The 10,933-nt window shown below is 70.7% G+C and carries 10 protein-coding genes; 6 read left to right on the forward strand and 4 right to left on the reverse strand.

All coding sequences use genetic code 11. The annotated features are described in order from the left end of the window. Nucleotides 1-397: DUF1850 domain-containing protein (locus CCR87_RS09600; RefSeq protein WP_201157309.1), on the reverse strand; the 397-nt coding region annotated here is incomplete at its 3' end. Then, on the reverse strand, nt 397-1,374 hold the full coding sequence (locus CCR87_RS09605) for a TAXI family TRAP transporter solute-binding subunit (protein WP_201157310.1): 978 nt from the start codon (nt 1,372-1,374) through the stop codon (nt 397-399). The genes CCR87_RS09600 and CCR87_RS09605, both read right to left, overlap by 1 nt. 168 nt (nt 1,375-1,542) lie before the next feature. On the opposite strand from CCR87_RS09605, the gene CCR87_RS09610 reads away from it, so the two are divergent. Then, nucleotides 1,543-3,342: an NAD(P)/FAD-dependent oxidoreductase gene (locus CCR87_RS09610; protein WP_201157311.1), complete on the forward strand. Its 1,800-nt coding sequence runs from the start codon at nt 1,543-1,545 to the stop codon at nt 3,340-3,342. Nucleotides 3,343-3,355: 13 nt separating this feature from the next. On the opposite strand, the gene CCR87_RS09615 is transcribed toward CCR87_RS09610, so the two are convergent. Next, nucleotides 3,356-3,994, reverse strand: a complete 639-nt coding sequence (locus CCR87_RS09615; protein ID WP_201157312.1) for a GntR family transcriptional regulator — start codon at nt 3,992-3,994, stop codon at nt 3,356-3,358. Next, nucleotides 3,991-4,737, reverse strand: coding sequence for a maleate cis-trans isomerase family protein (locus CCR87_RS09620; protein ID WP_201157313.1), 747 nt, complete (start codon nt 4,735-4,737; stop codon nt 3,991-3,993). The genes CCR87_RS09615 and CCR87_RS09620 overlap by 4 nt, the downstream gene beginning before the upstream one ends. Nucleotides 4,738-5,041: 304 nt before the next feature. Here CCR87_RS09620 and CCR87_RS09625 point away from each other — a divergent pair, with 304 nt between their 5' ends. The 5 genes from CCR87_RS09625 (at nt 5,042) to CCR87_RS09645 (ending at nt 10,284) form a co-directional block, all read left to right on the forward strand. Continuing rightward, nucleotides 5,042-6,073 (forward strand): TRAP transporter substrate-binding protein, encoded by a 1,032-nt coding sequence (locus CCR87_RS09625; protein ID WP_201157314.1) that lies wholly within the window; start codon nt 5,042-5,044, stop codon nt 6,071-6,073. A 98-nt stretch (nt 6,074-6,171) separates the two neighbouring features. Beyond that, nucleotides 6,172-6,777, forward strand: coding sequence for a TRAP transporter small permease subunit (locus CCR87_RS09630; RefSeq protein ID WP_201157315.1), 606 nt, complete (start codon nt 6,172-6,174; stop codon nt 6,775-6,777). Then, nucleotides 6,774-8,090: a TRAP transporter large permease gene (locus tag CCR87_RS09635; protein WP_201157316.1), complete on the forward strand. Its 1,317-nt coding sequence runs from the start codon at nt 6,774-6,776 to the stop codon at nt 8,088-8,090. The genes CCR87_RS09630 and CCR87_RS09635 overlap by 4 nt, the downstream gene beginning before the upstream one ends. Further along, nucleotides 8,087-9,514 carry an amidohydrolase family protein gene (locus tag CCR87_RS09640; protein WP_201157317.1) on the forward strand — a complete coding sequence of 476 codons (1,428 nt, stop codon included), beginning with the start codon at nt 8,087-8,089 and terminating at the stop codon, nt 9,512-9,514. The genes CCR87_RS09635 and CCR87_RS09640 overlap by 4 nt, the downstream gene beginning before the upstream one ends. Then, complete coding sequence (locus CCR87_RS09645; RefSeq protein WP_201157318.1) at nt 9,508-10,284, forward strand: hypothetical protein; 777 nt, start codon at nt 9,508-9,510, stop codon at nt 10,282-10,284. The genes CCR87_RS09640 and CCR87_RS09645 overlap by 7 nt, the downstream gene beginning before the upstream one ends. Nucleotides 10,285-10,933 lie beyond the last annotated feature (649 nt).

The following is a 10,933-nucleotide window of genomic DNA, read 5'->3' on the forward strand; positions in this document are numbered from 1 at the left end:
AGCGGGTGAGGTCGAGGGTGGTGGCGCCTGCGATCAGGCGGTTGTCCCAGGCCGGGGCGGCGCGCAGCACCAGCCGCGCGACGGGGCGGTCGAGGGGGGTGACGAGCGCGCCGCCCTCGGTCCGCATGGGGGCTGTGTGGTCCATGCCGGGGCCGGGGTCGGTGGCGCGCTCCTCGGTCTGGCGCAGGGTGCCGTCGGGGGCGAGGGTGTAGCGCGCCTCGACCTCGGTCAGGGTGACGGAGTGGATGTGGCGCAGGGCAAAGCCGTGGGGGGCGGGCAGCCGCGCGACCTCCGCCCCGTCGGCCAGCCGCACCACCGCCACCGCGGGGCAGGCCGCCGCCGGGGCGGCGAGCGTGGCCAGAAGCACGGCCAGGACCGCCCGCCGCCCCGCCGCCATCAGTCGATCAGGCCCATCTCGCGGTAGAACCGCTCCGCCCCCGGGTGCAGCGGCACGGAGATCGACTCGAGTGCCGTTTCCAGCGAGATCTGCGCGCCCATCACATGGACCTGCGCGAGGATGTCGGTGTTTTCATACAGCGCCTTGACCATGGCATACGCCAGCTCGTCGTCGACGCCGGCGTGGGTGGCCCAGATGGCGCGCACGGCCAGCGTCTCCACGTCCTCCTCCACGCCGCGATAGGTGCCGGCGGGCAGGGTGGCGGTGGCGTAGTAGGGCTGGCGCTCCTGCAGCGCGGCGATCTCGGGGCCGGACAGGGGCACGATCACCACGTCATGGGCGTTCGCCAGTTCCGTGATCGAGGCGGTGGGGATGCCGGCGGTGATCAGCGAGGCGTCGAGGTTGCCGTCGCGCAGCTTGTCGGCGGACTGGGCAAAGGACGACAGATCCTCGCTGACATCGTCGCGGGTCAGGCCGTGGACCTCCAGCAGATCGCCCAGCAGCTGCCACTGGCCCGAGCCGGGCGCGCCGGAGGACACCGATTTTCCCGCCACATCGCCGAAACCCGCGATATCGGCGCCGGTGCGCGCGACCATCTGCACGGTTTCGGGATAGAGCGAGCCGAGCGCGCGGATGTTCTCCACCGCGTTGCCCTCGAACTGGTTCACGCCGCGAAAGGCCGCGTCGAGGATGTCGGCGGCGATGAAGGCGGTCTCTATTTCCTCGCGCGCGAGCAGGGCCGCGTTGGCGACGGAGGCGTTGCCGGTCTCGGCGGTGGCGGAGAGGCGGCGGTCCTCCAGCACGGCGTTGTTGGAGATGAGCTGCGCCAGCATGCCGCCCAGCGGGTAATAGGTGCCGCCCGTGCCACCGGTGGCGATGCCGACGAACACCCGCTCCTGCGCGGCCAGAGGGGCGGCGAGGGGGGCGGCGAATGCCAGCGCGGCGGCGGCGGTCACGAACAGGGATCTGCGGTGCATGGGCGGCATCCTTTGCGGGTTTGGCTGCGCGCGACACTGATCAAGCTTTCGTGAGTCGTCAATCGGCCCCACGCGCCCCTCGGCCGCCCTCAGAAAACAGGTGCATTGCGCACGGCATTTGCCATGATCGGCGGCGGAGGAGACGACACACCAAAGGGGAGGACGGACATGCTCGACACCACCGCACAGGACGCGGCCACGCAGATGCTGGAGGCCTTCGGCGCGGCGCTGGAGGCCGGCGACATCGACCGCGCCACGGCCTGCTTCGCGACGGATGGCCACTGGCGCGACCTCGTCAGCTTCACCTGGAACATCCACACGGCCTCGGGGCACGACGAGATCGCGGAGATGCTGCGCGCGCAACTCGCCCATGTCCGCCCCACCGGTTGGCGCGTCACCCAAGGCGAGGTCGCGACCGAGGACGGCGGCGTCACCACCGCGTGGATCGACTTCGAGACGGCGGTCGCGCGCGGCCACGGGCTGATCCGGCTGCGCGACGGCAGGATCTGGACCCTGCTGACCACCATGGTGGAGCTGAAGGGCCACGAGGAACCGCGCGGCCTGCACCGCCCGCTGGGCGCCAACCACGGCGCCGGCAAGGACCGCCCCACCTGGGCCGAGGACCGCGAGGCGGAGGCGCGCGCGCTGGGATACACCCGCCAGCCCCATGTGCTGATCGTCGGCGGCGGGCAGGGCGGCATCGCGCTGGCCGCGCGCCTGCGCCAGCTGGGGGTGCCCGCGATCATCGTGGAGAAGAACGACCGCCCCGGCGACAGCTGGCGCAACCGCTACAAGTCTTTGTGCCTGCATGATCCGGTCTGGTACGACCACCTGCCCTACATCAAGTTCCCCGAGACCTGGCCGGTGTTCACCCCCAAGGACAAGCTGGGCGACTGGCTGGAGATGTACACGCGGGTGATGGAGCTGAACTACTGGACCCGCACCACCTGCAAATCCGCCGAGTATGACGAGGCCACCGGCGAATGGACCGTCGTCGTGGACCGCGACGGGCAGGAGGTCACCCTGCGCCCGCGCGAGCTGGTGCTGGCCACCGGCATGTCGGGCAAGGCCAACCTGCCGAAGTTCCCCGGGATGGAGCGGTTCCGGGGCGACCAGCACCACTCCTCGCGCCATCCGGGGCCGGATGCGTACCGGGGCAAGAAGGCGGTGATCGTGGGCTCCAACAACTCCGCCCACGACATCGCGGCGGCCCTGTGGGAGCATGACGCGGACGTCACCATGGTGCAGCGGTCCTCGACCCACATCGTGCGGTCGGAGACGCTGATGGAGATCGGCCTCGGCGCGCTTTACTCCGAGGAGGCGGTGCGCGGCGGCATGACGACGGAGAAGGCGGACCTGATCTTCGCCTCCATCCCCTATGCCCTGCTCGCGGATTTCCAGAAGCCGCTTTACGACAGGATGCGCGAGGTCGACGCCGACTTCTATGCCGGGCTGGAGAAGGCGGGGTTCTGGCTGGACTGGGGCGACGACGGCTCGGGGCTGTTCATGAAGTACCTGCGGCGCGGCTCGGGGTACTACATCGACATCGGGGCCTCGCAGCTGATCATCGACGGGCAGGTGAAGCTCGCGCACGGCAACGTGGCCGAGGTGGTGGAGGATGGCCTGGTGCTGGAGGACGGCACGCGGCTGGAGGCCGACCTGATCGTCTATGCCACCGGCTATGGGTCCATGAACGGCTGGGCGGCGGATCTGATCGGGCAGGACGTGGCCGACATGGTCGGCAAGTGCTGGGGGCTGGGGTCGGACACCACCAAGGACCCGGGCCCGTGGGTGGGTGAGCAGCGCAACATGTGGAAGCCCACGAAACAGCCGGGGCTGTGGTTCCACGGCGGCAACCTGCACCAGTCGCGGCATTACTCGCAGTTTCTGGCGTTGCAGCTGAAGGCGCGGATGGAGGGCATCGCGACGCCGGTCCATGGCGTGCCGGACACCCACCACCGGGGGTGAGGGCAGGGGGGCCTCAGGCCCGCCCGTCGAACTGCGCCAGGAACGCGCGCGCGGTGGCGGCGTTGTGGCGTGCCAGCCGTTCGGCCAGATCGAGCGGCGCCCGGATGCGCAGCGCGGCCATGATGCCCTCGTGCTCGGCGAGCGATGCCTGCATCCGGCGGGGGTCGTGGTTGATGGCGTGGCGGGCGCGGCGCACCTGCACCTGCAGCGCCGCGTACATCTGCTGCACCGGCGCGTTGCGCGCCGCCGCCGCCAGCCGGTCGTGAAAGGCCGCGTTGACCTCGCTGTAGGTGCCGGCGTCGCGTGCGGCGGCCAGATCGGCATGCAGCCCCTCCAGCGCGGCCAGATCGTCCGCATCGGCGCGGGTGGCGGCGTGCAGGCCGATGAATCGCTCCAGCGCCTCCTTGGCCTCGAACACCTGCGCAAGGCCGGGGGCATCGAGCGGGGCCACCACCGCGCCCCGGTTGGGGCGCAGGGTGACCAGCCCCTCGCTCGCCAGCGCCTTGAGCGCCTCGCGCAGCGGCGTGCGCGAAACGGTGAAGCGGGTGCACAGCGCCGCCTCGGGGATGCGGGCGCCGTCGGTCAGCTCTCCGCGCAGGATCAGCTCGCGGATGCCCGCCACCAGCCGGTCATGCAGCGTGTGGGCGGTCATGGCACAAGGTCGAACAGCCGGCCGAACCGGGCCAGCGCGCGCGCATCCATCCCCGCGTGGCGCAGGCAGCCCCACAGCGTCACCGCCACGGAATCGAGGATGGGGATGCCCAGCTCCGCCTCCAGCGCGGCGGCGCGGTTCGCGCCGCGCATGTTGGTGCACACGATGGCGATGGCGTCGGGGCGGGATCGGGCCACGGTGCGGCACATCTCGGCCACGCGGTCCTCGGGGATGTCGGCGAACGAGAAGTTGTCGCGCAGGCCCGCGTGATCCTCGGCCACGACCTCGATCCCGCGCGCGGCGTAATTGCGTGCGATCGCGGCCTGCACATCGGACGTGTAGGGCGTCACCAGCCCCAGCCGCCGCACCCCAAGCGCCGCCATCGCCGCATCGTATGCCAGCATGGCCGAGGTCGCGGGAACCCCGGTGCGCGCGGTGATCGCGGCGCACAGGCGTTCGTCCGTCTCGATCCCGCGCCAGCTGGCCGAGGTGCCGTTCCACGCGATCACGGCGGGTTTGGCGTCGGCCAGATGCTCGGCCGCCGCCAGGATGGGCTCCTGCGCGAACTGGCTGTCGGCGGCGGCATCCAGCCCGATCTGCGTCACGCGAAACCGCGCGAAATGCACGCTGGCGCGGTCCCCCAGCGGGGCGCACAGCGCCTGTGTGCCGGGTTCCAGCACGGTGTTGGAGGACGGGGTGAGCATGCCGATCCGCAAGGGGGTGCCGGGGTTTTCTGCATTCATTTTTCGGATCCTCCTCCGTCGTGGGTCGGCGGGCGCGGGGGCGCCGCGGCCCTGCTCCCTGCTGTCAGTCATACCGACCCGGCGTGGCGTGACCAGATGAAAAGATCAGCGAATCATCCCCGGATGGCCTGTTTCTTTCAAAAGCTGCCCGGTTTTCGGGCGTTTTGGGCGGAAGGACCCGCACAATCCCCTGAAATCCGGCACCCGGCCGGAAAAAACGCGGACCCGCGAAATTTCCGTCTTCCCCGATGCCTCGATCCCGCGCATCCTTCGAAAGTGTATGCAAACCACGGGAGCGCGCATCATGCTGAAACCGGTCCTTCTGTCGGGTGCGGTCGCACTCATGGCCACCACCGCCGCGGCGCAGACCCAGTTGCGGGTCGCGGGCAACTTCTCGCAGAACCAGAAGCATGTGGGCATCGAAAGCGGGTTCTTCGCCGATCTCGGCGCCGCCTCGGGGGTCGATGTGGTGGCCAACTACAACCCGATGGACGTGGTGGGGGTGCAGGCCTCGGACGCGTTCCGGATGCTGCGCTCGGGCACGTTCGACGTGATGTCGGTGCAGATCGGCATGGCCTCGCGGGATGATCCGTTCTTCGAGGGCATCGACCTGATCGGGGTGTCCACCGACATGGAAGCCCTGCGCGCGGCGGTCGACGCCTATCGCGCCGCGTTCGACGCCCGCCTGCAGGCGCGCTTCAACGCCAAGGTGCTGACGCTGTGGCCGTTCGGCCCGCAGGTGTTCTTCTGCAACGCGCCGATCGAGACGCTGGAGGACCTTCAGGGCCTGCGCATCCGCTCCTTCACGCCCTCGATGTCGGCGATGATCGAGCATTTCGGCGCCACCCCCGTGACGCTGCAATTCTCCGAGGTGTATCCGGCGCTCCAGCGCGGCGTGGTGTCGTGCGGCGTGACCTCGCCCACCTCGGCCAACACCGGCAACTGGCCCGAGGTGACGACGCATCTGCTGCCGCTGGCGGTGTCGGGCTCGGTGCAGGGGCATTTCATCAACCTCAACGCCTGGAACCGGTTCTCGGAGGAGGAACAGATCGCGCTGCAGGACGCCTTCGCCGCGCTGGAGGACCAGCTGTGGGAGTTGGCGCTGACCGCCAACGGCGACGCGGTGTCGTGCAGCACCGGCGGCGAATGCGTCGAACACAAGCCCTTCGACATGACCCTGGTGGAGATCGGCGACGCCGACCAGGCCGCCATCGCCGAGGTCGCGGAAACCGTCGTTCTGCCGATCTGGCGCGACACCTGCAACGCGGTCGATCCCAACTGCTCCACCGTGTGGAACGAGACCGTCGGCGCCGCGCGCGGGCTGGAGATCCGCTGACACCCCCGCGCCCCCCGCAAGCCGGCGCGCGGGGGCATCCCGCGGCGCCCCACGCCGGCGCTTCCCGGCCCCGAGGCATCTCCAGGAAAGGACCCGCCATGGACGACAATCCGCTTGAACGCATCCTCGGCCCGGTGGTGCGGCTGGTCGCCCTTCTGGGGGGCTACGCGATCCTGGCCGTGGCGGTGTTCGTCAGCCTGGAGGTGGTGTTGCGCCGCACGGTGGGGGTTTCCCTGCAGGGCGCGGACGAATTCGGCGGCTATGCGCTGGCCGCAGCCGCCGCCTTCGGGTTTGCCTACACGCTGATGCTGCGCGGCCACACACGGATCGAGCTTGTGCTGGAGCGCCTGCCGCGCCGCGCAGCGGGCGTGTTCGATGTGCTGGCGATGCTGGCGATCGCGGGAATGGCGGTGTTCCTGTTCTGGCGCGGCTGGTCGGTGATGGGCGAGAGCATCGAGTTCCGGTCGCTGTCCGGCACCCCCAGCCAGACGCCGCTGTGGGTGCCGCAGGCGGTGTGGGTCGCGGGGCTGGGGCTGTTTGCGGTCTATTCCGTTCTGGCGGCGGGGCATGCGCTGTGGCTGGCCGTCACCGGCCACCCCGGCCTGCACCGATGGTACGGCGCGAAATCGCTGGAGGAGGAGATCGCCGAGGAAAAGGCCAGCGTCACCGGGCGCGGCACCGGCATCGGGGGAGACGCGCCATGATCGGAGTGATGGGGGCGTTCGGCGGGTTCCTGACCATGCTGGCGCTGATGTTCTCGGGGCTGCCGGTGGCGGTGTCGCTGTTCATCATCGGGGTGCTGGGGGCGACGCTGTATCTGGGCACGCCGACGCTGATGGTGTTCGGCGGACAGGCGTGGGGGTCGCTCAACGACTTCGTACTGACGGCGATTCCGCTGTTCATCCTGCTGGGCGAGCTGCTGGTCCGCTCGGGCGTGACCGACGGGATGTACCGGTCGCTGTCGGACTGGTTGCGGCGGCTGCCGGGGGGGCTTTTGCACTCCAACGTGGCGTCGTGCACGCTGTTTGCCGCCGTGTCGGGCTCGTCCGTGGCGACGGCCGCGACGATGGGCACGGTCGCGGTGCCGATCATGAAGGAGCGCGGCTATGACGAGCGGATCACGCTCGGCTCCATCGCCGCCGGCGCAACCATCGGCATCCTGATCCCGCCGTCGATCAACATGATCATCTATGGCTCGATGTCGAACACCTCCATCGGGCAGCTGTTTGTGGCGGGGATCATCCCGGGGCTGATGCTGTCGGGGATGTTCATGCTCTACATCCTGATCGTGGCGGTGATCCGCCCGGCCATCGCGGGAACCCCCATCCCCATCGCGCCGCTGTCGGTCAAGCTGCGCAACCTGCTCGATATCCTGCCGCCGATGGCGATCTTCGGGCTGGTGATGGGGTCGATCTACCTCGGCTGGGCGACGCCGTCGGAGTCCGCCGCGCTGGGGGTGATGGGCGCGCTGATGGTGACGATGGCCAAGCGGCGGTTCTCCATCGCGCTCTTGCACGGGGCGCTTCTGGCCACGGTCAAGCTGACGGCGATGATCCTTCTGATCATCATCGCGGCCAAGTATCTGAACTTCATCATCGGCATTCTGGGTATCCCGCAGGTGCTGGCGCGCACCATTACCGAATACGGTGTCAGCCAGTTGCAGCTGATCCTTATCCTGGTGCTGTTCTACCTCGTGCTGGGCTGTTTCCTGGAGACGCTGTCGATGATGATCGCCACCATTCCCATCGTGGTGCCGGTGATCGTCAGCTACGGCATCGACCCGGTGTGGTTCGGGGTGTTTCTGGTGGTGATGATGGAGGTGGCGCTGATCACCCCGCCGCTGGGGATGAACCTCTATATCGTGCAAGGCGTGCGGACCTCGGGCTCCATCGTGGACGTGATGATCGGCGCGCTGCCGTTCGCGGCGATCATGCTGGGGATGGTGGCGTTGCTGATCCTGTTCCCCGGCATCGCGCTGTGGCTGCCCGAGCAGATGTTCGACCGGCCGCTGCGATGAGCGCGCCGCTGACCCTGCGCGCGGACTGGGTGCTGACGGCCACGGGGATGCTGCGCGATGGCGCGGTGCGGCTGGAGGGCGGGCGGATCGTCGCCGTGGGCCCGGCCGCGCAGATCGGCGGCGGCGTCGATCTGGGCCATGCGGTGCTGATGCCGGGGCTGGTGAACGCGCATCAGCACGGGCGGGGGATCAGCCAGCTGCTGATGGGGTATCCCGACGCGACCCTGGAGGGGTGGATCGCCGGGCGCCGCCGCCACGGCCCGCCCGACATCCATGCCGTCACCCGCGCCGCCGCCGAGGCGATGCTGGCCTGCGGCGTCACCGCGACGCTGCACGCGAACTACACCTATGCCACCGGAGATTACGAGGGGGAGCTGTCTGCCCAGATCGCCGCCTACCGCGACGCGGGGCTGCGCGCGACGGTGTGCGTGGGGCTGCAGGATCGCGGCGCGCTGGTCTATCCCGATGCCGATGCCGGGGCGTTTGCGGCCGGGCTGCCGGCGGGCGCGCGCGCGCTGGTGGGGGCGGGCGCACCGCCCTATGCCGCCGACTGGGCGGCGAGCCGCGCGCTGATGGACCGGATGCAGGCGCAAGCGTGCGATCTGGTGCGCGTCGCCTGGGGCCCGGCGGGGCCGCAGTGGGTCAGCGACGATCTGTGGTCCCGGGTCGCGCACGATGCCGTGGCGCGCGGGATCGGCGTGCACTTCCACCTGCTCGAATCCCCCGCGCAGGCGGCCGCCGCGCGGCGCCTCTACCCCGAGGGGACGCTGGCGCGGCTGCGGTCGCTGGGGGTGTTCGCCGCCCCCACCAGCTGCGCGCACGGCGTGCACATGACGCCCGGCGACATCGCCATCGCGGCGGCCGAGGGGCTGGCGGTGACCCTCAACCCCGGCTCCAACCTGCGGCTGTCGAACGGTGCGCCACCGGTCGAGGCGCTGCGCGCGGCGGGCGTGACATTGGCGGTCGGCACCGACAACTGCGCCCTGAACGACGATGAGGATCTGCTGCCCGAGCTGCGCCTCGCCGCGCGCCTCGGGCAGGCCAGCGTGGCCGAGACGCTGGCGATGGCCACCACCGGCGGCGCGGCGGCGGCGTTCCTGGCCCCTGACCATGGCGTGATTGCGACGGGCGCCCCGGCCGATCTGGCGGCCTTTGCGCTGGACGGCGTCGCGGGGGGGCTGCCGCACGACCCCGCGCGGGTGGCCGAGCTGGTGCTGGCCCGCGCGCGCGGGGCCGATTGCGTGCTGACGGTCGTGGCGGGCAGCGTGCGCCACGCCGCGCGCGCGCAGGACCGCGCGCGGCTGGTGCACTGGCGGGACCGCGCGGCCGCCTCGGTTGCGGCGCGCGCCGATGCCGCGCCCGCCACCGCCGTCGCGCAGCTTCAGGCGGCGCTGTCCGCGCACTACGCGGCCCGCGCGTGCTGAGCGTCGCGCTGGCCGTGCGGGTGGGCGCCACGGCGTGTTTCGTTCTGGCGATGGGCTGGCTGGTGGCGCGGGCCCGCCCCGGCGTGGCAGCGGTCGCCATCGCGACCCCGGTGGTGATCGGCCCGGGCTTTGCGGTGCTGGCGCTGGAGCGTGACGCGGCCTTTGTCGCCCGCGCCGCCGAGGATGCGCTGGGGGCGTTGGCGGGAACGGTGGCGTTCGCGGTGGTGGTCGCGCGGCTGGCGGGGCGCATGGGGCGCGCGGGCGTGCTGGGGGCCGCATTGGCGGCGTGGCTGGCGGTGGCGTGGGCTGCCGGCTGGGCCACCGGATGGGCCGGCAATGCGGGCGTCTTCGCGCTGGCCTGGGCGCTGGGGCTGTGGGTGCTGCGCGGCGCGCCGCCACCGGTGCGCCACCGGGCGGTTTGGGCGCCACGGGCCGAGGGGCTGCGCGCGCTGGCCGCCGGAGCGCTGGTGGCCGGGGTGACGCTGGCGGCCGAGCGGTTGGGGCCCACCGTCTCGGGCACGCTGATTGCGCTGCCGGTGGGGATGCTGTTCGTGAGCGCGGGCGTGCTGCGCATCGGGGACGGTACGGTGGCGCGGCAGGTGATGGGCGCGGGCGCGCGCGGGGCCGCGGCGCTGGCGATGTTTCTGGGGGTGCTGCGCGGTCTGATCGCGCTGGGGATGGCGCCGCTGCCGGGGGTGGGGGTGGCCACACTCGCCGCCGTCGCGGCGGCCCTGGCGCTCGGACTGCGGCCCGCACGGACCGGAGAATAGGTTGCGTGATCCGGTCAGTCGCGGCGCGCGCGTCGTCACCTCGGCCGAGATGGGCGGTCAGCGGCCGCTTGCGAATGATCCGTGCATTGACGGCGAGGCAAGAGAATTGCCGGATGGCGTGACCCATGCCCGGGAAGGGCTGCGGCACGGCATCGCCCCAAGGCCGGGGTGAGCGATCGACGAGGACCAGGCGACACGGACTTCGAAGTTCCAGGCGGGAGATTCGGTCCCGGGGCTCGCGCGCTTGCGGCTCTCTGAACCGATGTGAACCCAGCCTTCCCAACGGCATGACCCATCCGTGGCGTCATCCACGGCCACGCCCTGAGGCCTGACACACGTCCGATCGAAGACCCCGCCGAAAGACCGAGGATTGCGCTTGCCACACAGGGGGCATCCCCACACGCCCCATCCGGTCCGGGTGCGCAGACCTGGAAGCTGCCCTTCGCCAAGTCGATCGTCGGCATGCTGATGGTCGTCGTCATCGATGTGCCCACCGTTCGGTTCCTGCGGAACCATGAGGTGCTGAACCCTGAGGTCTGGAAATTCGCTTTGGTCTGGGGCGTTGAGCCCCTGCTGGGGCATGCCCCAGCAGGGGCTGCCCATCCTGGTATTCCATGGAGTTGCTGAACGACCATGGAGAAGCGCGAAT

This window comes from Rhodobaculum claviforme (assembly GCF_016653255.1).
Lineage (GTDB): Bacteria > Pseudomonadota > Alphaproteobacteria > Rhodobacterales > Rhodobacteraceae > Rhodobaculum > Rhodobaculum claviforme.

Coding starts and splice junctions, on each gene's coding strand:
- CCR87_RS09620 (WP_201157313.1), bottom strand. CDS start 4,737: ATGAATGCAGAAAACCCCGGCACCCCCTTGCGGATCGGCATGCTCACC.
- CCR87_RS09630 (WP_201157315.1), top strand. CDS start 6,172: ATGGACGACAATCCGCTTGAACGCATCCTCGGCCCGGTGGTGCGGCTG.
- CCR87_RS09625 (WP_201157314.1), top strand. CDS start 5,042: ATGCTGAAACCGGTCCTTCTGTCGGGTGCGGTCGCACTCATGGCCACC.
- CCR87_RS09610 (WP_201157311.1), top strand. CDS start 1,543: ATGCTCGACACCACCGCACAGGACGCGGCCACGCAGATGCTGGAGGCC.
- CCR87_RS09605 (WP_201157310.1), bottom strand. CDS start 1,374: ATGCACCGCAGATCCCTGTTCGTGACCGCCGCCGCCGCGCTGGCATTC.
- CCR87_RS09635 (WP_201157316.1), top strand. CDS start 6,774: ATGATCGGAGTGATGGGGGCGTTCGGCGGGTTCCTGACCATGCTGGCG.
- CCR87_RS09640 (WP_201157317.1), top strand. CDS start 8,087: ATGAGCGCGCCGCTGACCCTGCGCGCGGACTGGGTGCTGACGGCCACG.
- CCR87_RS09615 (WP_201157312.1), bottom strand. CDS start 3,994: ATGACCGCCCACACGCTGCATGACCGGCTGGTGGCGGGCATCCGCGAG.